Genomic DNA, 24,766 nt, shown 5'->3' with positions numbered 1-24,766 from the left:
TAGTAAGTACATTAGAAACATTATGCAAGTATCTATAGAAGGCTTTCAAATTTCACCTCAGCAAAAACGCTTATGGTTATTACAACAAGAAAACAACCATCAGCCATATCGCATTCAGTGTACAGTTTTAGTAGAGGGAAATATTGAATATACAATTTTAGAAAAAGCCATACATAATGTTTGGGCTAAATATGAAATTTTACGTACTAGCTTTCCTACCTTGGCGGAAATGGCAGTTCCTTTACAAGTTATTGGAGAAGCATCTATTAAGAACTATTATGATTGGCATGATTTAGATACAGAAAGCCAACAACTAAATATCGATCGTCTATTTTCAGAAGTTAATAAATTATATTTTGAGTTAGAAAAAGGTTTTACTAGCAAGGTTGATGTAATTAAACAATCCGATCGTCATTGTATTTTACTAATAGCAATATCAGCTATTTGTGCAGATAGAATATCCCCGCACCATCTCGTGCATGATATTAGCGCCACTTATGATGCTTATTTGCAGGAAGATGAGTTAGAAGATACACCTTTACAATATGCAGATATTGCTGCTTGGCAAAATGATTTATTAATGGGAGAAGAAGCAGAAACAGCAAAAGATTATTGGCACAATCAAAAAGTGCCTAATTCTCTTATAGGTAAATTACCAGACGAAAAAAAGGTTAACCAAAAACAAATATTTGAACCCAAAGCTATTAACATCAACTTTGATGCTGCTACGACAACTAATATTGTAGCGATCGCACAAAAATACTCTGTTGATATTTCGACAGTTTTGATGGCTTGCTGGGAAGTCCTATTATGGCGTTTGACTAACAAATCTGAACCTGTTTTAGCTTGGTGTTGTGACGGGAGAAATTACGCAGAATTACACTCAGCAGTCGGATTATTAGCTAAATCTTTACCTATTCGTATTCAAGTACAAGAAGAATATATACTTGCTGATATATTAAGACAGTTAGATAAAACAATTAGTGAAGTTTCTCAATGGCAAGACTTTTTGAATCCAGAAGAGTTTTTCGCTGAGACTAAAGATACTCAATCATCATCATTTTTACCCTTTGCCTTTGAATTTGTATCCCAACCCAGTAAATATTTTGCTGGTGACGTAACTTTCTCTATTCAAAAAATATATAGCTGTATTGAACGCTTCAAGGTGAAATTATTATGCTGGCAACAAGCTGATTCACTTGCAGCAGAATTATATTATGATGCTAACTTATTTGAGCAAAAAGACATTGAACGTTTAGCAGCACAGTTTCAGACTTTTTTAAGTAGTGCAATAAACAATCCAGAGACTTCAATTGCTCAACTAGAAATTCTGTCTCCACAAGAACGTCAGCAACTATTAGTCGATAACAATACAAAAACTACTTCTCCATATCAGTGCATTCATCACTGGATTGAAGCACAGGCTAATAGCACACCAAATAATATTGCTGTTGTTTTTGACAATCAACATTTAACATATCAAGAACTAAATGCCAAAGCTAACAACTTAGCTAATCATTTGGCATCATTGGGAGTCCAACCGGAAACTGTAGTTGCACTTTGCATTGAACGTTCTTTGGATATGATAGTTGGTATTCTAGGCATTTTCAAAGCAGGTGCAGCATACTTACCTCTAGAACCTTCTTTACCCGAAGCAGCATTAGCCTTCAGATTGCAGGATGCTCAAGTATCGGTGATGTTAACTCAAAAGCACCTTGTTGAAAAAATAAATTTCCAAGCGCAGATAATTTGTATTGATGCAAATCTAAGCGTGCCCCAAGATAACATTCTCAAGCCTGCTAGTTCAGAAAACTTGGCTTACGTTATCTACACCTCTGGTTCAACAGGTAAACCCAAAGGTGTTGCAGTTGAACATCGGCAAATAGTCAATTATGTTAACGGTATATTAGAAAAACTCGATTTACCAGATACGGCTAGCTTTGCCACTGTTTCTACCTTCGCCGCAGACTTAGGTAACACAGCAATTTTCTCAGCCTTGTGTACAGGTGGATGCTTGCATATCATTGCAGAGGAACGTGCTACCGATCCAGTTGCATTTGCTGAATATTGCGATCGCTATTCTATAGATTGCCTCAAAATAGTTCCTTCACACCTATCAGCTTTATTATCAGGTTCATATCCCGAAAAACTTCTACCACGTCAGCACCTCATTCTTGGTGGTGAAGCTGCAACCTGGGATTTAATTAAACGGGTACGTGAATTAGCACCACAATGCAAAATTCTTAACCACTACGGTCCAACAGAAACTACCGTTGGTGTACTCACCTATCCTGTAGAAGAAATCTCTACTGATACGTCATCAAATACTGTACCTCTCGGTCGTCCTTTAGCCAATACCCAAATATATTTACTCGATAACTATTGCCAACCTGTCCCCTTGGGTGTAACAGGAGAAATCTATATAGGTGGAGATAATGTAGCTAGAGGATATATAAATCAACCAGAACTAACTAACGAGCGATTTATTCGTAATCCATTCAGTAGTGAACCTGAAGCAAGACTTTATAAAACTGGGGATTTAGGATGCTATAAACCTGATGGTAACTTAGAATTTTTGGGTCGAATGGATGACCAAGTAAAATTACATGGTTATCGCATTGAACTAGGGGAAATTGAAGCTGTACTTTGTCAACATTCACAAGTAAGAGAATTAGTTGTAGTTGCAAAAGAAGCTCATCCAGGGAAAAAGCAGCTTGTAGCTTATATAGTTGGGCAAGAAGCTTTAAAACCTGCCCAATTGCGCGATTTTATCAAGCAAAAACTGCCTGAATATATGGTGCCTTCACAATTTGTGTTCTTGAAGGCTTTACCACTAACAGCTAATGGTAAAATCGATAAAAAAGCTTTACCAGCAACAAATGCAGTTAAACCAGAATTCCTTGCTGCTTTTGTTGCACCGCATACTCCAGTAGAAATTGCATTAGCTAAAATTTGGGCAGAGCTTCTCAATTTAGAGCAAGTTAGTATTCACGATAACTTCTTTGAATTGGGTGGAGATTCGATTATTAGTATTCAGGCGATCGCTAAAGCAAATCAAGTAGGTTTACGTCTCACTCCTAAGCAAATTTTTGAACATCAAACTATTGCTAAACTTGCATTAGTTGCCGATACTAGTTTAACAACAGAATCAGAACAAGGATTGGTAGTTGGTATTGTACCTCTGACACCAATTCAACATAGCTTTTTTGCTCAAAATTTACCAGAGGCGCATCATTTTAATCAATCGTTGTTGCTAGAATTACAGCAAGATATCGAACCTAACATTTTACAGCAAGCAATACAGTGTTTACTAGCACACCATGACGCACTTCGCTTACGTTTTCGCCCCACAGCTAATGGTTGGGAATCGTTTAATGCTGGTGTTGAAGCTGAAGTACCATTTACTAAATTCGATTTTTCCGAACTACCTCTACAACAAAAAGTGGTTATTGAAGCCAAAGCCACAGAACTACAGGCAAGCTTGGATTTATCAAATGGTTCCATTGTGAGGGTGGCACTATTTGATTTAGGTTCTCAGCAAAATAATCGCTTACTGTTTATCATTCATCATTTAGCTATTGATGGCGTTTCTTGGCGAATTTTATTGTCAGATTTGCAAACAGCTATAGAAAAACTTCAGCAAAATCAAGCAATTCAATTACCAGCCAAAACTACTTCTTTTAAACAATGGAGTGAACGTCTGCAAGAATATGCAAATACAAAGACGCTACACTCGCAATTAGATTTCTGGTGTTCTGAGTTAAGAAAACGAGTTTCTCCGTTACCAGTGGACTATGTAGGCGGATTAAATACTGTATCTACAAGTCAAACTTTTTCTGTATTCCTCAATGAAACTGAGACACAAGCACTACTGCAAGAAGTTCCAGCCAAGTACCATACACAAATAAATGATGTTTTGTTAACAGCACTAGCAAGAACCTTTGCAGCATGGACAGGAGAACAAACGCTGTTAGTTAACTTAGAGGGACATGGACGAGAAGACATTTTTGCTGATATTGATTTATCTCGTACAGTTGGTTGGTTTACTACCGTCTTTCCAGTTCTGTTGAATTTAGAAAATAGTGCGATTGGAGATGCTTTAAAAGCAATTAAAGAACAGCTACGTAGTATACCCAATCGAGGTTTTGATTATGGTGTATTGCGTTATCTGTGCAGCGATACTGCTGAAAGTTTAGCTGCTATACCTCAAGCAGAAGTTTGTTTTAACTATTTAGGACAATTTGACCAAATTTTACAAGAATCTTCTTTATTTAAATTAGCATCAGAATCGAGTCGTACAGAACGTAGTCCTTTAGGAAACCGTCGTCATCTCATAGATATTAGCGGGTTTGTGAGTGGAAGCCGCCTGCAACTGGATTGGACTTATAGCACCAAAATACATAAAGACACTACTGTGTCAAATCTAGCGGATAAATTTGTCCAAGCACTGCGGGAAATTATTAGTCATTGTCAATCAGTTGATGCAGGAGGTTATACCCCTTCTGATTTCTCCAAAGCAAAAGTAAGCCAAAAAGACCTCGACTTTTTACTAGCAAAAATTAACCGAGGGAGTGGGAAGTAAAACATATGAAAGCTGATAATATCCAAGATATTTATGAACTATCACCCTTACAACAAGGAATTCTCTTTCATAGTTTGTATGCTCCCGAATCGGCTGTTTATTTTGTCCAGTTATGTTACTTCCTGAAAGGCAATTTTAATGTTGTAGCTTTTGAACAAGCTTGGCAAGAAGTAGTCAACCGCCACACTATTTTACGCACAGCTTTTTATTGGGAAAATCTAGAAAAACCTTTACAGGTTGTGCATCGGGAAGTCAAAATATCGCTAATACAGTACGATTGGCGAAATCTAAACCCAAATGAGTCGTCGCAGAAATTGCATAATTTTTTGGAGAGCGATCGCACCTGCAATTTCGACTTAACACAACCATGCCCAATGCGGCTGATTTTAATTCGCTGTAACGATGATTCTTATTACTTGGTTTGGAGTAAACATCATCTTATTTTAGATGGTTGGTCAACAGCTTTAGTTTTAAAAGAAGTAGTAGAAATTTACCAATCGCTTTGCCAAGGTAAAAATTTACCTTTATTATTAGAGAGTTCCTTTGGTGATTATATTGGTTGGTTACAACAACAAGATTTAAACAAAGCAAAGGAATTTTGGCAACAGTCATTACAGGGCTTTACAGCACCCACGCCCTTAATTAATTTAAATAATAAAAACTTATCCAACCAACCAGAGAAATACGATCGGCAAGTAATCAAGCTTTCACAAACAACCACCACAGCACTACAATCTTTAGCAAAACAGAATCAACTCACACTCAACACCCTTGTCCAAGGAGCTTACGCTCTACTTTTAAGCCGCTACAGTAGAGAAACAGATGTAGTTTATGGTGTAACAATCTCCGGTCGTCCAGCAGATTTAGCCAAAGCCGAGTCTATAGTGGGGATGTTTATCAATACTCTACCTGTACGAGTCACAATTGATACTAAAGAATCTTTGTTATCTTGGTTGAGAAAATTACAATCACAACTAGCAGAAATAAGGCAATATGAATATAGCCCACTGGTAGAAGTGCAAGGTTGGAGTGAAGTACCAAGAGGGATGCCTTTATTTGAAAGCATATTAGTATTTGAAAATTACCCAGTAGACAGGATTTTAAAAGAATGGCAAGGGAATTTAGTAGTTCAAAGCATTAGTACTGTCGATCGCACTAACTATCCCTTAACAGTTAGTGTTCTTCCTGGTGAAGAGTTAGAAATTGTTATAGATTATCAGAGCGATCGCTTTGATTTTGCCACCATCCACAGAATGTTAGGACATCTCCAAACATTGTTGCAAGGCATGGTGAGTCATCCTTACAGTGAAATAAAAGATTTATCACTGTTAACAGATACAGAGAAACACCAGCTATTAGTATGGAATAGCAACAAAGTTGATTATCCCCAAAATATTTGCCTTCATCAGCTATTTGAAAACATTGTTAAGCAAACACCTCAGGCGATCGCAGTAGAGTTTGCAGGTAGAAGTCTTACTTATCAACAACTAAATCAGCAAGCTAATAAAGTCGCTCATTATTTACAGAAATTAGGAGTAATACCCGACCAATTAATTGGTATTTGTGTAGAACGCTCATTAGAAATGGCGATCGCACTTTTAGGTATTTTAAAAGCAGGTGGTGCGTATGTACCATTAGACCCAGATCAACCACAGCAACGTTTAGAATTCATGTTGCAGGATGCGGGTTGTAATATCCTACTCACTCAAAAGCGACTGGTTGAAACTATTTCCACCTATGCAGAGAAAGTCATATATTTAGATGCAGATTGGGAATTAATTGCTAACGAAGAAGAATCTAACCCAACCAGCAACGTACAACCAGAAAATTTAGCCTACCTGATTTACACCTCTGGTTCTACGGGTAAATCAAAAGGGGTAATGATTCAACATAACAACCTTGTTAATGCTTACTATGCTTGGGAAAAAGCTTATCAACTAAGTTCTCAAGTTCGCTGTCATTTACAAATGGCTAGCTTTTCCTTTGATGTCTTTTCTGGAGATTTAATTCGGGCTTTGTGTTCTGGTGGGAAGTTAGTGCTGTGTCCAAGGGAAATACTTCTAGAACCCCAACAACTCTATGAATTGATGCGTCAACACAAAATTGACTGCGCGGAATTTGTACCAGTTGTATTAAGAAACCTTGTGCAGTACCTAGAAAAAAGCCAACAAAAACTCGATTTTATGCGGTTGGTTATCTGTGGTTCTGATAGTTGGTATGGAGCCGAGTATAGTAAATTCCGTGATGTTCTTGGTAAAGAAACACGGTTAATTAACTCTTTTGGTGTAACCGAAGCCACAATCGACAGTTCATATTTTGAACACGCCACAGTAGAGTTACCAGCTCAACAGTTAGTACCGATTGGCACACCTTATGCTAACAGCCAACTTTATATATTAGATGACTATTTACAACCAGTACCAGTAGGCGTTACTGGAGAACTTTACATTGGTGGTGAAGGTTTAGCCAGAGGGTATCACAACCATCCAGAATTAACCACCGAAAGGTTTATTACTAATATTTTCAGCCAAAAACCACAAGAACGGCTTTATAAAACTGGTGACTTAGTTCGCTATCTTCCAGATGGAAACATCGAGTTTTTAGGACGCATTGACAACCAAGTCAAACTTCGCGGTTTTCGGATTGAACTGGGAGAAATTGAGGCAGTCCTGAGTAAATATCCACCCCTCCGAGAAGTTGTGGTTATAGTTAGAGAAGATAACCCTGGTGACAAACGTTTAGTAGCATATATCGTTCCTACTACTGGGAATTTTGACTCAGCAAATAAAAGTGAACTGATACCACAGTTACGAAAATACTTGAAAGCAAGTCTACCACAGTATATGGTGCCTTCTGCTTTTGTACTCTTGGAAAAATTACCACTGACACCAAATGGTAAAATAGACCGCAAAGCCCTGCCTATACCAGATGCCGCTAGACCCGAATTACAAACGGTTTTCATCACACCCCGCACTCCAATTGAGGAAACGCTGGTGCAGATATGGACTGAAACCCTACGACTCAAGAAAGTTGGTATTAATGACAATTTTTTTGAGTTAGGTGGAGATTCGATACTGAGTCTGCAAATTATTGCTAAAGCTAAACAAGCTGGGTTGCAGCTAACCCCCAGACAGATATTTGAATATCAGACAATTGCCGATTTAGCGGCTGTAGCAGGTACAATTACAAAAATTGAAACCGAACAAGGTCTTGTTACGGGTTCTTTACCTCTAACTCCTATTCAAAGTTGGTTTTTTGAACAGGTACTTGTTGATTCCCATCACTGGAATCAAGCGGTATTGCTAGAAGTAGATCGAAGTTGTAACCCAATTTTATTAGAGCAGGTTATCTGCAAATTACTGACTCACCACGATGCACTGCGTTTGCGCTTTATGCAAACTGAATCTGGTTGGGAGTCAATTATTGCAGCTCCCGATCGAATATCACCTTTTTCGATTATTGATTTATCAAGCCTATCCCAAAGCGAGCAGAAGCAGGCTATGGAGGCTAAAGCTACTGCTCTACAAGCCAGCTTAAATTTATCAAAAGGTCCATTAGTTCAAGTTGCTTTATTTGTAATGGGGGCAAAACAACCCAACAGATTATTATTTACCGTTCACCATCTCGCCATTGATGGAGTTTCCTGGCGGATTTTACTAGAAGACCTACAAACTGCTTACCAACAACTCAGCCGAGAGCAAGAGATACAACTACCAGCGAAAACTACTTCGGTAAAACAGTGGGCTGAAAAACTTCAAGAATACGCTAACTCGGAAACTGTAAAAGCAGAAATAAATTATTGGTTGAGTCAGTCTTACCAAAATATTTCTTCTTTGCCTATTGACGATTTAAATGGAGAAAATACTGTAGCTTCAGCTTGTACCATTTCAGTTAGTCTTACCCAGGAAGAAACCGAATCTTTATTACATGAAGTACCAGCAGCCTATCAAACTCAAATTAATGATATTTTGCTAACTGCTCTTGTGCAGACATTTTATCAATGGACTGGTAATAGTTCACTTTTGATTAATTTGGAAGGTCACGGACGAGAAGACATTTTAGAAAACGTGGATTTATCCCGCACTGTTGGCTGGTTTACTAGTATCTTTCCGGTGGTGTTAGATATCACAGCCACTTTTAGTAATGGAGAAGCATTAAAGACGGTAAAAGAACAATTGCGTAATATTCCTTGTAAAGGTATTAACTATGGTGTATTGCGTTATCTCAGTGAAAAGTCAATTGCTGATGTGCAAACTTTACCCCAAGCAGAGGTAACATTTAACTTCTTAGGTCAGTTTGACCAAGTAATTTCTGAAACCTCTATGTTTCGACCTGCTGCTGAATCTGCTGGAGAAACACAAAGTCCTAGAGGAAGCCGCGACTGTTTGCTGGAGGTAGGTGCATTAATTGTTTGTAGTCAACTGCATATAAATTGGACTTATAGCAAAGCATTACATAAACAAACCACGGTTGAAAAGCTGGCTCAAGTATTTATTGAAGCGTTGCGATCGCTCATTGTTCACTGTCAGTCCCCCGAAGCTGAGGGTTACACTCCTTCTGATTTTCCCCAGATGCAGTTTAGTCAACAAGAACTGGATCGATTAATGGCAGAACTCGGTTAGCCTTAAGGTAATTAATAATGAATAAGAAAAATATTGAAAATATCTATCCACTTTCACCTATCCAGCAGGGTATGCTCTTTCATACCCTTTCCGCACCAGAATCAGGGGTTTATTTTGTTCAAAGTTGTTATACGTTTACTAAAACTATTGACATTCCAGCTTTTAAACAAGCTTGGCAACAAATCATAAATCAGCATCCAATTTTACGCACGTCTTTTTACTGGAAGCAGCACAAAGAGCCGTTTCAGGTAGTGCATAGATTTGTGGAGTTACCTTGGCAAGAATATGACTGGCAATCCTTGTCAGTTGTTGAGCAGCAAGAAAGCCTAGAAGTCTTCTTGCAAGCAGACCGCCAGAAAGGGTTTGATATTTCTCAGCCACCCCTGATGCGCTTGATTTTAATTCAGCTAGCCCAAGAGACTTACCATTTTATTTGGAGTAGCCACCATTTGCTTTTAGATGGGTGGTCTACAGCTTTAGTGCTTCAGCAAGTTTTTCAGACTTACGAATCACTTTGTCAAGGGCAAGTTTTACCATTACCACGTTCTCGTCCTTATGCAGATTACATTGCTTGGCTGCAACAGCAGAATTTAGATCGAGCTGAAGCATTTTGGCGTAAGGTTCTGAAGGGTTTTACTGCACCCACTCAGTTGAGAATCGGTAGTTTGTCAAATTCAGCTACAGGATCTGGGGAAGAATCAATCAAGCTATCACCAGTAACAACAGTCGCCCTGCAAACATTAGCGCGACAGCACAAGTTGACCTTAAATACTGTTTTACAGGGAGCTTGGGCTATCCTCCTGAGCCGCTATAGCGGTGAAGAAGATGTTGTTTTTGGAGCAACTTCTGCTGGTCGTCCACCTGCATTAGTCGGTTCGGAATCAATGGTGGGGCTGTTTATTAACACTTTACCAGTGCGGGTACAGGTTTCTGGGAATGAGTTGCTGATTCCTTGGCTGCAAAAACTCCAGGCGCAACAATTAGAGGCGCAACAATATGAATATAGCCCTTTAGTACAAGTACAGGGATGGAGTGAAGTTCGTAGAGATTTGCCCCTGTTTGAGAGTATTTTTGTATTTGAAAACTATCCTGTAGACGCTTCGTTAAAAGAATGGGCTACAGAAATGCAGATCCATAATATTCGGTCTGTAGAATCGACAAACTATCCCATCACGTTTTCAGTTGGGGTAAGTACAGAGTTATCGTTAAAGATTTTATATGATTGCAGCAGGTTTGATGTAGCCACCATCAGAGCGATATTAGTCCATCTAAAAACTTTACTGGAGGGTATAGTTGTAAATCCTAGTCGATCGCTCTTTTCACTACCTTTGTTAACAAAAACTGAGCAAAATCAACTTTTAGAATGGAATACCATCACAACTGAGTACCCGCAGGATAAGTGCATTCATCAATTATTTGAGGAACAGGTAGAAAAAACACCAGATGCTGTAGCTGTAGTTTTTGAAGAGCAACATCTCACCTATCGAGAACTAAATCAGCGAGCCAATCAACTAGCACATTACTTGCAAAAATTGGGTATTGAGTCAGAGGCATTAGTGGGAATTTGTGTCGAGCGTTCTTTAGAAATGGTAATTGGCATTTTAGGGATTCTTAAAGCTGGTGGTGCTTATATCCCTCTCGACCCAAGCTACCCCCAACAGCGTTTAGCTTTCATGCTAGAAAACTCCCAAATTCAGGTTTTATTATCCCAGCAGAACTTAGTCGCACAACTAGGGGATTATGCAGCCAAAGTCATCTGTTTAGATACCGATTGGGAAAAAATTGCTCAAGAAAGCCAAGAAAACCCATTAACTGATGTCAGCAGCCATAACTTAGCTTATGTAATTTACACCTCTGGTTCCACTGGTATACCCAAAGGTGTGTTAATTCAGCATTCCAATGTAGTAAGACTGTTAGCAGCTACTCAAGCTTGGTTTGAATTTAATAGTAATGATGTGTGGACTTTATTCCATTCCTACGCATTTGATTTCTCAGTTTGGGAAATTTGGGGTGCGCTGCTTTATGGCGGACGGTTAGTGGTTGTGCCTTATTGGGTCAGTCGCTCTCCAGAAGAGTTTTATAAATTACTCTCCACTCAAGGGGTAACGGTTCTCAACCAAACGCCTTCCGCCTTTTACCAACTGATTCAAGCCGATGCTGTTTTGCAGCAGCACTCATTGAATCTACGGTTTGTTATTTTTGGTGGCGAAGCCTTAGTACTGCAAAGCCTAAAACCCTGGTTTGAGCGACATGGCGATCGCTCACCGCAGCTCGTTAATATGTACGGCATTACCGAAACCACCGTTCACGTCACTTATCGTCGGTTAACCCAAGAAGATGTGATGCAGTCTTTAGGTAGCGTAATTGGTCGTCCGATCCCAGATTTACAGGTGTACCTACTCGACCAAAACCAGCAACTTTTACCTATTGGCGTAGCCGGTGAAATGTATGTTGGTGGTGCTGGAATAGCGCGGGGTTATCTGAACCAACCAGAACTAACTACACAAAGATTTATCTCCAACCCCTTTAGCCGCAAACCAGATGCACGTCTTTACAAAACAGGTGATTTAGCTCGTTATTTACCAAGTGGGGAACTAGAGTACATTGGTCGGATTGATAACCAAGTTAAAATTCGGGGCTTCCGCATTGAACTAGGAGAAATTGAAGCTGCTATCAACCAACACCCATCTGTATCTACGAGTGTGGTTGTCATGCGCCAAGATGAATCCGCAAATCAAATAGTAGCTTATATAACTCTATATCCAGAGCAAATAGTAACAATTGCTCAACTGCGCCGCTTCTTAGAGTCAAAGCTGCCAAACTATATGGTGCCAACAGCTATTGTAGTATTAGAAGCGTTACCTTTGACACCCAATGGTAAAATAGACAGACGAGCATTGCCAGCACCTAACCTAACACAGCTAACATCTGAATCTAATTTTGTAGCTCCTGCCACACCAGTAGAAGAAATGCTCGCTGGAGTTTGGGCGAAGGTACTGGGTTTAGAAAAGGTAGGTGTAAACGATAACTTCTTTGATTTGGGCGGACATTCCCTTCTAGCAACTCGTGTTATATCCCAGATCCGGCAAGTATTTGAGGTAGAGATACCAATACGTCGCTTGTTTGAATTGCCAACACTAAGCGAGTTAGCTAAAGAAATTCAAACAGCAATTAACGCCGACAAAAGATTAGAGTTACCACCGATCGAGCGCATTGAGCGATCGCCAGAATTACCCTTATCCTTTGCCCAACAGCGATTATGGTTTCTTAGCCAGTTAGAGCCGGATAGCCCTTTTTACAATATTCCTGCTGCTGTGCGCCTAGAAGGACAGTTAAATCTCGCAGCACTAGAACAGAGTTTTAATGAAATTCTCCGCCGTCACGAAGTTTTGCGAACCAATTTTCGGACAGTCGAAGGGCAAGCCATAGCAGTCGTTTCACCGACAACACCAGGGTTATTATCAGTAATTGACCTGAGCGAATTACCGCCAGATCGACGAGAAACCAAGGTCAGACAACTAGCCCTAGCAGAGGCGCAGCAGCCGTTTAACCTAGAGGCTGACACTCTGCTACGAGTGAAATTACTCCGCTTGAGCGAACAGGAATACGTCACACTATTGACCATGCATCACATTGTCTCTGATGGTTGGTCAATAGATGTGCTAGTGCGTGAGGTAGCAATACTTTATCAAGCTTTTTGTGAGGGGCAACCTTCGCCTTTACCCGAACTCGAAATTCAGTATGCAGACTTCACAGCTTGGCAGAAACAATGGCTTGAGGGAGAAGTACTAGAATCCCAGCTTGCTTACTGGCTAAAACAGCTAGATGGTGCGCCAGCCGTACTAGAGTTAGCAACTGACTATCCGCGACCGACTATTCAATCCTCCCGTGGTGCAAAATATTCTTTCTGTTTGTCTCCTGAGCAATCTCTGGCGTTAAAATCTTTGAGCCAGCAACAGGGAAGCACTTTGTTCATGACCTTACTGACAGCTTTTAAGACACTGCTACACCGCTACACCGGAAGCAATGATATTGTCATAGGTTCTCCCATCGCTAATCGTAACCACAGCCAGATAGAAGGTTTAATTGGTTTCTTTGCCAATACCCTGGTGTTGCGGACTAATCTTGAAGGCAATCCCAGTTTTCAAGAGTTGCTGCATCGGGTTAAAGAAGTAGCTTTAGGAGCTTATACCCACCAAGATACGCCTTTTGAACTGCTAGTGGAAAAAATACAGCCACAGCGAGACTTAAGCCATACACCCCTATTCCAGGTGATGTTTGTGCTTCAAAATGCACAAAACTCAGAGGTAGAGTTACCTGGTTTGACTTTAAGTACTCTCGAAAGTGACAGCGGTACTGCGAAGTTCGATTTGACACTAAACATGAGAGAGACAGAGGAGGGACTAGTAGGAACTATAGAGTACAGTATCGATTTATTTGAGCCGCAAACTATACAAAGGATGGCAGGGCATTTACAGATGTTACTAGGTGGTATCATTGCTAATCCAGAACAACAGCTTTCTGAATTACCCCTGTTAACAGCAGATGAGCAACACCAATTATTAGTAGGCTGGAATCAAACTCAGGTTGAATATCCCCAAGACAAGTGCATCCATCAACTATTTGAAGCACAGGTAGAACGCACGCCGGATGCAGTTGCAGTAGTATTTGAACATGAGCAACTTACCTATCACCAACTAAATCAGCGAGCTAACCAAGTAGCACATTACTTGCAAAAACTGGGAGTTGGGACAGAGGTACTGGTGGGGATTTGTGTAGAGCGTTCCATAGAAACGATCGTCGGGCTATTGGGAATTCTCAAGGCAGGCGGGGCATATCTACCACTAGATCCAAATTACCCTCAAGAGCGTTTAGCTTTCATGCTCCAAGATGCTCAAGTAAAAATACTACTGACTCAAGCACATCTATTAGAGACATTACCTCCTCATCAAGCCAAAACAATTTGTATTGATAGAGACTGGCAAATTATCAAGAATGAAAGCAGAGAAAATATTAATACTCTAGTTTCATCAATTAATAATGCCTACATTCTTTATACATCTGGCTCAACTGGTCAACCAAAAGCAGTGGTCATCGATCGTCAAAACGTTATTGGCTTAATATATTGGGCGAAAGAAATATTTAGCTACCAAGACCTATCTGGTGTTTTAGCATCAACCTCTATCTGTTTTGATTTATCAGTATTTGAAATATTTGTGCCTCTAAGTTGGGGTGGGAAAGTAATTGTTACAGAAAATCTGTTGCATTTGCACTCTTCAGTTGCTGCTCAAGAAGTAACTTTAATTAATACTGTTCCATCCGCGATCGCTGAATTACTTAGAATTGATGGTATACTCGCTTGTGTACGTACCATTAATTTAGCAGGTGAAGCTTTGCCTCAAAAAGTGGTGCAACAGTTGTATCAAAAAACTTCTGTACAAAACGTCTTTAATCTTTATGGTCCTACGGAAGATACGACCTATTCTACATTTTCTCTTGTTAACGCAGAAGATGATTTAATTACTATTGGTCGCCCAATTGCTAACACCCAAATTTATATATTGGATAGTCAGTTAAAACTATCACCAATTGGTATACCTGGTGAAGTATACATTTTTAGTACTGGTCTTGCACGAGGCTATCTTAACCGCCCAACGCTAACAGCAGAAAAATTCATTCCCAACCCATTTAGTCATAAACCAGGTGCGCGTCTGTACAAAACTGGCGACTTAGCCCGTTACCTACCTAACGGTAATATAGAGTTCCTTGGACGTATTGACCACCAAGTTAAAATTCGCGGATTCCGAATTGAACTAGGAGAAATTGAAGCGGTACTTAGCCAACATCCAGCAGTACAAGCATCTGTGGTTATTGCTGAAGAACAGCGAATAGTTGCTTATTGGGTGGCGAAACAACAACCTGCACCTGCAATTAGTGAATTGCGCCACTTTCTCGGTCAGAATTTGCCCCAGTATATGATTCCGGCTACATTTGTGCAGTTACCAGCTTTACCACTGACACCAAATGGCAAAGTAGATAGAAAAGCATTGCCAGCACCAGATGACGTTAGACCAGAATTAGATAAACAGTTTATAGCTCCGCGTACCCCGATAGAAGCTAAACTAGCTCAAATCTGGGCAGAAGTTCTGCGTGTAGAACAAGTGGGGATTGAAGACAACTTCTTTGAACTAGGTGGAGATTCAATTTTAACTATTCAGATAGTTGCTAAAGCTAACCAAGCAGGTTTAAGGCTGACTGCAAAACAGTTATTTCAGTACCAAAATATCGCTGAATTAGCTACCGTCTGTCTGACTACTGACGAGACTACTCAAGCCGAGCAAGGGATTGTTACAGGTTTAGTACCTCTGACACCCATCCAGCAATGGTTTTTCCATCAAAATTTACCAGAGTTACACCATTACAACCAAGCTGTTTTATTAGAAATTCAACCAGCGATCGCTCCAGATGTGTTAAGGCAGAGTATACAGCATTTATACATCCACCACGATGCTCTGCGGCTACGGTTTGAGCAACCTAATTCTGGCTGGGAGCAGGTAATAGCACCACCTGAAAAAGAAGTAACGTTGGCACGATTCGATTTTTCTACACTATCAGCAGCAGAACAACAGCCAGCTATCGAAGCAGCGGCTACCAAATTACAGGCAAGTTTCGATTTGTCCAGTGGAGTTTTAATTCAAGTAGCGTTGTTTGATTTGGGTAGTCATCAGCCAAGCCGTTTATTGATTATCATCCATCACTTAGCTGTAGATGGGGTTTCTTGGCGAATTTTGCTGGAGGACTTACAAACAGTTTATGAGCAGCTAAGTCAAGGCAAAACTGTTAAGTTACCAGCGAAAACTACTTCCTTTAAACAGTGGTCATACGATCTACAGGAGTATGCCAAATCAGAAGCCTTAGCGCAAGAACAGCATTACTGGTTAGCTTTGTCTCAAAAAGAAATTTTCGCTCTGCCAGTAGATGATCTCAATGGAGAAAACACAGAAGCTTCTAAAGAGATCGTATCAATAGAGCTAAATGCCGAAGAAACTCAAGCACTCTTAAAAGAAGTGCCACAAGCTTATAACACTCAAATTAATGATGTGTTGCTCACGGCACTGGGGCAAACTTTTGCTAGTTGGACTGGGAATCAATCTCTATTAGTAGAGTTAGAAGGTCACGGACGGGAAGAAATTTTCGACAATGTAGATTTATCTCGTACCGTCGGCTGGTTTACAAGTATCTTTCCAGTCCACATCAATTTAGAAGCAGCTTTAGATCCAGGGACAGCTTTAAAGATAGTCAAAGAAGAACTGCGGAGTATTCCCAATCGAGGTATTGGTTATGGTGTACTGCGCTATTTAAGTCGCGATCGACAAATAACAGAATCGCTCAATAGTACCTCCAAAGCTGAAGTGCTTTTTAATTACTTGGGTCAGTTTGACCAGACTTTTTCTCAGTCTTCTTCGTTTAAGTTTGCTCGAGAATCTAGCGGATTAGCTCTGAGCCAGCACGGTCAAAGGAGCTATCTATTAGAAATCAACGCTTTAATAACTAACAGCAAGCTAAGAGTGAATTGGGCTTATAGCAAAAATATTCATCGTCAAACTACAGTCAAGTTTATAGCCGAAAAGTTTAAAGAAGTGCTGTGTGAACTCATTGCTCATTGTCTATCTCCAGAAGCTGGAGGTTATACTCCTTCAGATTTTCCTGATGTAATGCTTGATGAAAATCAATTAGAAAAAGTTCTTGCACAAATGGGTTTGGATTAGGAGGAAAATGCAATGAATAAGAAAAATATTGAAGCTATTTATCCATTGTCTCCAACTCAGCAAGGGATGTTGTTTGAGACATTATTTGCTCCCAATTCAGGTATTCATCTTGAGCAATCTACTTTCACCTTACAGGGAGAGGTAAATGTGTCGGCTTGTGAGCAAGCTTGGCAGAGGATTATTGCACGGCACTCAGTTTTAAGAACAGGCTTTGTCTGGAAAGAGCAAGAGCAGCCACTTCAGGTAGTTTTGCGACAAGTAGCAGTCCCATTGGAGCAGCAAGACTGGCGAGAATATTCTTTGCTAGAACAACAAGCACAATTGCAAGCTTATCTTCAGAGCAATCGCGATCGCGGTTTCAATTTATTTCAACCACCTCTGATGCATTTGGCACTTTTCCAAACTGGCGATCGTACTTATCAATTAGTTTGGACTTCTCATCATATTCTCATGGATGGCTGGTGTAACCCTTTATTATTTCAGGAATTCTTATCTTTTTACCAAGCTTTAAGCCAAGGTCAAGATTTACACCTTAAACCAGTTCGCCCTTACAAAGATTATATTGCCTGGCTCAAGCAACAAGATGAATTACAAGTTCAAGAATTTTGGCAAAAAAACTTAAAAAATTTTACAAAAACCACTCCATTAGGAATAACAGCAGAACCCTTAACTAATAGTGCTAATAAAGCAAAATATGATGAGCAAAAAATATATTTAGATGCCACAAGTACAACAGTTATCAAATCTTTAGTAAAATCTCATCGCCTAACATTGAACACTCTAGTTCAAGGAATTTGGGCATTACTTCTTTGCCGCTATAGTAATAAAGATGATGTAGTTTTTGGGATTACAGTCTCCGGTCGTCCAGCAAATTTACCAGGAATCGAATCAGCCATCGGGCTTTTTATTAATACTTTGCCTTTAAGAGTAAAAATCGATCCGCAAGAAAAGTTATGGTACTGGTTCAACAATATCCAAAATTTTAATCTTGAGTTACGACAATACGAACACAGCAATGCAGGGCAAGTTCATCAATGCAGTGAATTACCGGGACATTTACCTCTTTATGAAAGTCTCTTAGTTTTCGAGAACTATCCTGTAGATATAAATGCATTACAGTCTGCTGAGCTAAAAATTAACATATCTGATTCGCGTTCCATTGGCGCACAAACTAAATATGCTCTCACCCTCATAGCATCTGTTGAATCAGAACTCCATTTGAAATGCGTTTACGATCGACGTCGTTTTGATAGTGCTGATGTAGGGCAGATTTTAGAACATTTTTTAACTCTATTAAACAGGATTGTTTCTAATCCAGAAGCAACACTGCAAACACTTTTAGCGCAAATTCCTCTGGCGCAAATTCCAAGAGTTAGACCTTTACAAAAATCTGCACCAGTTACAGAAAACCAAGTTGTACAAACTCAACGCACTCCTGTAGAAGAGGTACTAGCAGGAATATGGACAGAAATTCTTGGAAGAGAATGTATAGGCAATCATGATAATTTTTTTGATTTAGGCGGACATTCACTGTTAGCAACTCAGGTAATATCTCGCCTTCGGGACGCTTTTGGGGTAGAGATACCGCTAAGTTATTTGTTTGAGTCGCCAACCATAGCAGAATGCGCCCAGAGAATAGAAACGAAAATCAGAACTGGGGAAAAGTTGGAGACTTTGCCAATAAAACCTGTTAGCAGGAGTAAAAACTTACCCTTATCTTTTGCTCAACAACGACTCTGGTTGCTCGATCAATTAGACCCAGGAAATCATACTTATAATATTCCTACGGCTGTGCGCTTAACTGGGTCACTCAACATCACAGCTTTAGAGCAAAGTCTGAAAGCAGTCGTCAGCCGTCACGAAACCTTACGCACAGTTTTTACTACAGTTGAAGGGCAACCAGTTCAGAAAATTCAACCGATTACAGAGATTACTATAGCGAGAGTAGACCTAAGAGGAAATGAGCGATCGCCTCAACAACGAGAAACGGAAGCAACGCACATTGCACTTGCAGAAGCACAAAGTCCTTTCAACCTAGCCCAAGGACCACTACTACGAGCCACATTACTACAGCTAGACGAAGCAGAGTATGTTTTACTGCTGACAATGCACCACATTATCTCCGACCTGTGGTCAATGACGATACTCATTCGGGAACTAGCAGACTTTTACGCAGCTTTTAGCCAAGGGAAATCGCTGACACTCCCTGACTTGCCAATTCAGTATGCAGATTTTTCTGTATGGCAGAGAGAATGGTTGCGCTTAAAGGTACTAGAAACCCAACTAAACTACTGGAAACAGCAACTCAAAGACGCACCTATAAAGCTAGAGTTACCCATAGACAGACCTCGACCTTTGCAGCCAACTTATACTGGCACAACCCAATCATTCCAACTATCCAAAGACCTCAGCGATGCACTGAAATTACTTAGCAGGCGGGAGGATGTTACTCTCTCTATGACCATGCTAGCTGCATATAACACCTTGCTCTACTACTACACTAAGCAAGAAGATATCCTTGTAGGTTCAGCTATTGCCAATCGCAACCGCAGCGAAATTGAAGGATTAATAGGCTTTTTTGTCAATAGTTTAGTTCTGCGAACAGACCTTTCAGTAAACCCTAGTTTTAGCCAATTGCTCCATCGGACACGTGAAGTAACTTTAGGAGCTTATGCTCATCAGGATTTGCCTTTTGAAAGGTTAGTTGGAGAATTGCAGCTAGAGCGCGACCTAAATTATAATCCCCTATTTCAAGTGTGGTTTGCTTTCCAGAATGTAGCCACAGCAGATATTCAAAAACTCACTGTGTCTTTACCAGATCTCACCCTTAGCCCATTCGATACCAACAAGCAGAGAGTTCCTTTTGATTTAGGGTTATTACTTTCTGAGCAAGCAGAAGGTATTAATGGTTGCTTTGAATATAAAACTGATTTATTTGAATCCAGCACTATAGTCCGCATGGCAGAACAGTTAGAAACACTTCTACAATGTGCGATCGCACAACCAGATATTCAACTATCCCAGTTAGTAGAAAAACTTAAAGAATCTGACTATCAAAAACAACTCAATCAAGAAAAAGAGTATAAAAACACAGTTCGTCAGAAGTTAATGAATATTAAACAAAAATCTAACATTAGCAGTAAATTATAACCCTATTTCCTTGGCATAAATATAATTTTTGGTTTTAAATTATGATGCAACCCCAAATTCTTGAAGGTGTCCGCATTTCCCCACTCCAGAAACATCTGTGGTTGTTACAGCACGCAGATAAGCAAACACCATTTCGCGCCCAAGTAGCAGTTTTAATTGAAGGCAAGCTAGACAGAGATAATCTGAACTTAGCCTTAAAAAATGTTGTTAATAAACATGAGATACTTAGGACTAAATTTAAATGCTTGCCGGGGATGAAAATTCCTGTTCAAGTAATCAATGATAGTGACATTAATTGGGAAGATGAATACGATCTAACTGGCTGGGAAACTCAGCAACAAGAAGCTAAAGTTGATGAAATTTTTCAGGATATGCTTCAGTTGCCTTTTGATTATGAAAAAGGGCAAAATTTGCGGATCGCCTTCATAACTTTATCGGCGCTAAAATATATATTGCTTTTAAGTTTACCCGCTTTGTGCGCGGATTCTGGAACTCTGAACAACCTGGTGCGAGAAATCAGCATTTCCTACGCAGCTTGTTTTCACCAGGAATTATCTGACGAAATTTTACAGTATGCTGATATTGCTGAATGGCAAAATGAATTACTTGAATCAGAAGATACAGAAACAGGTAGAGAATATTGGCGTAAACAGGATATTGCTCATCTTCTGAATTTAAGTTTGCCATTAGAGAATCAATCGCAAGCCAATCGAGGGTTTAAACCTCAAGTTGTCGGCTTGCAGATAAATCATGATTTAAATCAAAAAATTAAAATTTTAGCCGAGAAATATAATGCTTCTGTTTCCGTATTCTTATTAGCTTGTTGGCAAGTGTTGCTCATGCGCTTGACTGGACAATCGGAAATAGTTATCGGTACTGCTACTAATGGTCGTAATTACGAAGAATTAGGAACAGCGTTAGGATTATTTGCTAAATATTTACCGTTACATACTCATTTAACATCAATTAATTCTTTTAGTGAAGTTCTACAGCAAACTCAAGAAGGCTTCCAAGAAATTTCTGAATGGCAGGATAGTTTTAATTGGGAGCAAATTAAACAAAATAATAAAGATATAACAGAATCATGTTTACCATTTTGTTTTGATTTTGAATCACAAAATGAGAAATATATTGCTGCTCCTGCCAATATTTGCTTTTCAATTTACAAGCAGTATACCTGTATTGACAGATTTAAAATTAAATGTTGCTGTCTAGAAAGCAACAATTATTTGAATTTAGAATTTCATTACGATACTAACTTATTTAGCGCCGAAAATATCAATCGCTTGGCAGGCGAATTTGAGACTTTATTGCACAGTGTCTTAAAAAATCCGTTATCTGCAATTAGTGCGTTAGAGATATTACCGCCAAACGAGCTACATCAACTGCTAGTTGATTTTAATACTACTCAAGCTGAGTATCCCAAAAATAAGTGCATTCACCAATTATTTGAGGAGCAGGTAGAAAAAACACCAGATGCAGTAGCGGTAGTGTTTGAAAATAAACAACTCACTTATAGTGAACTCAACATTCGTGCTAACCAACTAGCTCATTACTTACAGCAATTAGGAGTTAAGCTAGAAGTACCTGTGGGGATTTGTGTAGAACGATCCTTAGAAATGGTCATTGGCTTATTAGGTATCCTCAAAGCAGGTGGAGCATATCTACCGATTGAGCCAACCTATCCCCTAGAACGTCAAGCATTTATCTTAAAAGATGCTCAAACACCTGTACTACTAACTCAACAACATTTAGCAGCAAACCTACCAACTTCTGCAACTCAAGTAATTTACTTAGATACTGATTGGCAAATCATTAACCAACAGTCAACAAATAACCCAGTCAGTGATATTACAACTCTGAATCTAGCTTACATCATCTACACTTCCGGTTCGACTGGTAAACCCAAAGGGACATTAATTCACCATCAAGGATTAGTTAATTACCTCAGTTGGTGTAGCCAAGCTTATGGTGTGGAGCAAGGTACAGGAACAATAATTCACTCTCCTTTAGGATTTGACCTAACGATTACCAGCCTTTTCTCTCCTTTACTGGTGGGGAATCAGGTAGAAATTCTTTCACCAGACGAAGGTATTGAAACTCTAGCTAATGCTTTACGCGATCGCTCTAACTTAAGCTTGGTGAAAATTACACCGGCTCACTTGAAGTTACTATGTCAGATTTTATCACCGCAATCAGCCGCAGGTCGCACTAGAGCCTTCATCATTGGTGGTGAGAATTTGTTGGCTGAAGATATTGCTTTTTGGCGCGAGTTTGCACCAGAGACAATGTTGGTAAATGAATACGGTCCGACAGAAACAGTTGTCGGTTGCTGCATTTACAAAGTACCACCAGGAGAAAATCTTTCAACTTCAGTCGCTATTGGTGAGCCTATTGCTAACACCCAGTTATATGTTCTTGACCAACACTGTCAACCTGTACCGATTGGTGTAGTGGGTGACTTACACATTGGTGGCTTAGGATTAGCTAGAGGTTATCTCAATCAGCCGCAATTGACAGCACAAAAGTTCATTCCCAACCCATTTTCTCAAACACCAGGAGAGAGGCTGTATAAAACAGGTGATTTGGCGCGTTACCGAGCAGATGGGGTTCTGGAATATCTGGGACGCATTGATGACCAGGTAAAAATTCGCGGTTTCCGCATTGAATTAGCAGAGATTCAGTCTGTAATTTTAGAGTATTCAGGGGTAAAGGAAGCCGTAGTCATAGCACGGGAGGATGTTCCAGGTAACAAACGTTTAGCTGCATACATTGTTTGGAATGCAGAATCACCCAGTTCTATCGACGTTATGCAAAGCTTTTTGCAAGAAAAGCTGCCTGATTATATGGTTCCCTCAGTTTTTGTGCCATTGAAGGAATTGCCTTTGACAAATAACGGCAAAGTAAATACAAAAGCATTGCCAGCACCAGAACAAGTTAGAGCCGCATCAGGTACTTTTGTACCACCTACTACACCGACTGAAAAATTATTAGCAGACATTTGGACTCAAGTTTTGCGTGTGGAACGCTTAGGTATCCACGATAACTTCTTTGAGTTGGGCGGAGATTCCATCTTGAGTATCCAAATTATTGCTAAAGCTAATCAAGCTGGTTTGCAACTGATTCCTAAGCAGATGTTCGACCATCAAACAATTGCAAAATTAGCAGCAGTGGCGGGTACGGTTCGCACTATCCAAGCAGAGCAGGGATTAGTCAAAGGGGATGTATTTCTCACCCCGATTCAACATTGGTTTTTTGAGCAAAATCAGCCTGAGCCACATCACTACAATCAGGCAATTTTGCTAGAAATGCGACAAAATCTCGACAGGGAGATTTTACAGCAGGTCATGCAGCAGTTAATATTGCATCATGATTCACTTCGCCTACGTTTTGTCAAGGAATCTGGATGGAAGCAAGCGATCGCTACTCCCACAGATATTGTGCCAGCGATCCGCTATGATTTTTCTACATTGTCACAGCAAGAACAACAAAAGGCGATCGCCTCCACAGCTACAAAATTACAAGCTAGTTTTAATCTCTCTGTGAGTCCCTTAGTACAAGAGGCTATTTTTGACCGTGGTACAAATCAGCCCAGCTACTTACTACTAATCATTCACCATTTAGCTGTTGACGGTGTTTCTTGGCGCATTCTCCTAGAGGATTTCCAAACTGTTTACGCCCAAATACAAGCGGGTGAGGCAATTAAATTACCAGCTAAAACAACTTCGTTCCAGCAGTGGGCGCAAAAGCTAAAAAACTACGTACAATCAGTCGAACTTCAAAAAGAACTAGACTACTGGTGTTCAGAATCCCGCCGTCAAATTGCTCCCATCCCAGTAGATTTCCCCAGAGGCGAGAACACACAGGCTTCGGCTCGTACTATATCTGTTTCCCTGAGTGTAGCAGATACGCAAGCTTTGTTGCAAAAAGTACCAGCTGCTTATCAAACCCAAATTAACGATGTATTACTAACAGCATTGGTACAAACTTTTGCTGAGTGGATGGGAGAGCCAACACTGCTATTAGATTTAGAAGGACATGGGCGGGAAGAAATATTTGATGATGTGGATTTGTCAAGGACTGTGGGCTGGTTTACGACCATTTTCCCAGTACTATTAAAATTGCCAGCAACTGCTGACCTAGCCACGACGGTTAAAACTATCAAGGAGCAGTTACGCGAGATTCCCAATCGCGGTATCGGTTATGGTGTACTGCGTTATCTGAGTAGCGACGCAATAGCAGAAAAACTGCAAACTCTACCGCAAGCTGAGGTGCTGTTCAACTATTTGGGACAATCCGACCAAGTCCTTTTTGAATCATCGCCCTTTAGTCTAGCAGACGCAGATATTGGCGCTGCACGCAGTCCCAGGGGAAGCCGTTGTCATTTATTAGATATCAACGCGATTGTAGTTGCAGAGCAATTACAAATCAGTTGGACTTACAGCAATGCGATTCATCGCCAAAGGACGGTTGAAAATCTAGCCCAGAATTTTATCAAAGCATTGCGTTCAGCTACGCTGGGCGGAACGCCATCGCTAATTCACCAAGAATCTGAAAATAACTCGCTTCGTGCAGATTTATCAGACTTTCAGTGGAGCGAAACTGACCTCGAAAACATCATTGCAGCAATTGGAGACGTTTGA

At 40.1% G+C, this 24,766-nt stretch carries 5 protein-coding genes; all 5 read left to right on the top strand.

Going from position 1 to position 24,766, the window contains the following annotated elements; all coding sequences use genetic code 11:
• Positions 1-22 precede the first annotated feature (22 nt).
• From DSM107010_RS17335 to DSM107010_RS17315, 5 genes are read left to right on the top strand one after another with little or no spacing between them, the layout of a single operon-like run.
• Complete coding sequence (locus tag DSM107010_RS17335) at positions 23-4,582, top strand: non-ribosomal peptide synthetase (RefSeq protein WP_106165784.1); 4,560 nt, start codon at positions 23-25, stop codon at positions 4,580-4,582.
• 5 nt (positions 4,583-4,587) lie between these two features.
• Entirely contained in the window at positions 4,588-9,204 is a 4,617-nt protein-coding gene (locus DSM107010_RS17330; protein ID WP_106165785.1) for a non-ribosomal peptide synthetase, read from the top strand.
• Between the two features lie 17 nt (positions 9,205-9,221).
• Complete coding sequence (locus DSM107010_RS17325) at positions 9,222-16,973, top strand: non-ribosomal peptide synthetase (RefSeq protein ID WP_106165786.1); 7,752 nt, start codon at positions 9,222-9,224, stop codon at positions 16,971-16,973.
• 12 nt (positions 16,974-16,985) lie between these two features.
• Positions 16,986-20,123: a condensation domain-containing protein gene (locus DSM107010_RS17320; protein WP_106165787.1), complete on the top strand. Its 3,138-nt coding sequence runs from the start codon at positions 16,986-16,988 to the stop codon at positions 20,121-20,123.
• Positions 20,124-20,164: 41 nt separating this feature from the next.
• A complete protein-coding gene (locus tag DSM107010_RS17315) occupies positions 20,165-24,766 on the top strand; it encodes a non-ribosomal peptide synthetase (protein WP_106165788.1) in 4,602 nt (1,533 codons plus the stop codon).

It is taken from the genome of Chroococcidiopsis cubana SAG 39.79 (genome assembly GCF_003991895.1).
GTDB classification, from domain to species: Bacteria; Cyanobacteriota; Cyanobacteriia; order Cyanobacteriales; family Chroococcidiopsidaceae; genus Chroococcidiopsis; species Chroococcidiopsis thermalis.
The sequence above is the reverse complement of the archived record's forward strand: the minus strand, read 5'-3'. Positions and strand labels throughout refer to the sequence as shown.

Bases quoted from the DNA above. Each gene is read 5' to 3' on its own strand.
- DSM107010_RS17320 (WP_106165787.1), top strand. From the start codon at position 16,986: ATGAATAAGAAAAATATTGAAGCTATTTATCCATTGTCTCCAACTCAG.
- DSM107010_RS17325 (WP_106165786.1), top strand. From the start codon at position 9,222: ATGAATAAGAAAAATATTGAAAATATCTATCCACTTTCACCTATCCAG.
- DSM107010_RS17335 (WP_106165784.1), top strand. From the start codon at position 23: ATGCAAGTATCTATAGAAGGCTTTCAAATTTCACCTCAGCAAAAACGC.
- DSM107010_RS17330 (WP_106165785.1), top strand. From the start codon at position 4,588: ATGAAAGCTGATAATATCCAAGATATTTATGAACTATCACCCTTACAA.
- DSM107010_RS17315 (WP_106165788.1), top strand. From the start codon at position 20,165: ATGATGCAACCCCAAATTCTTGAAGGTGTCCGCATTTCCCCACTCCAG.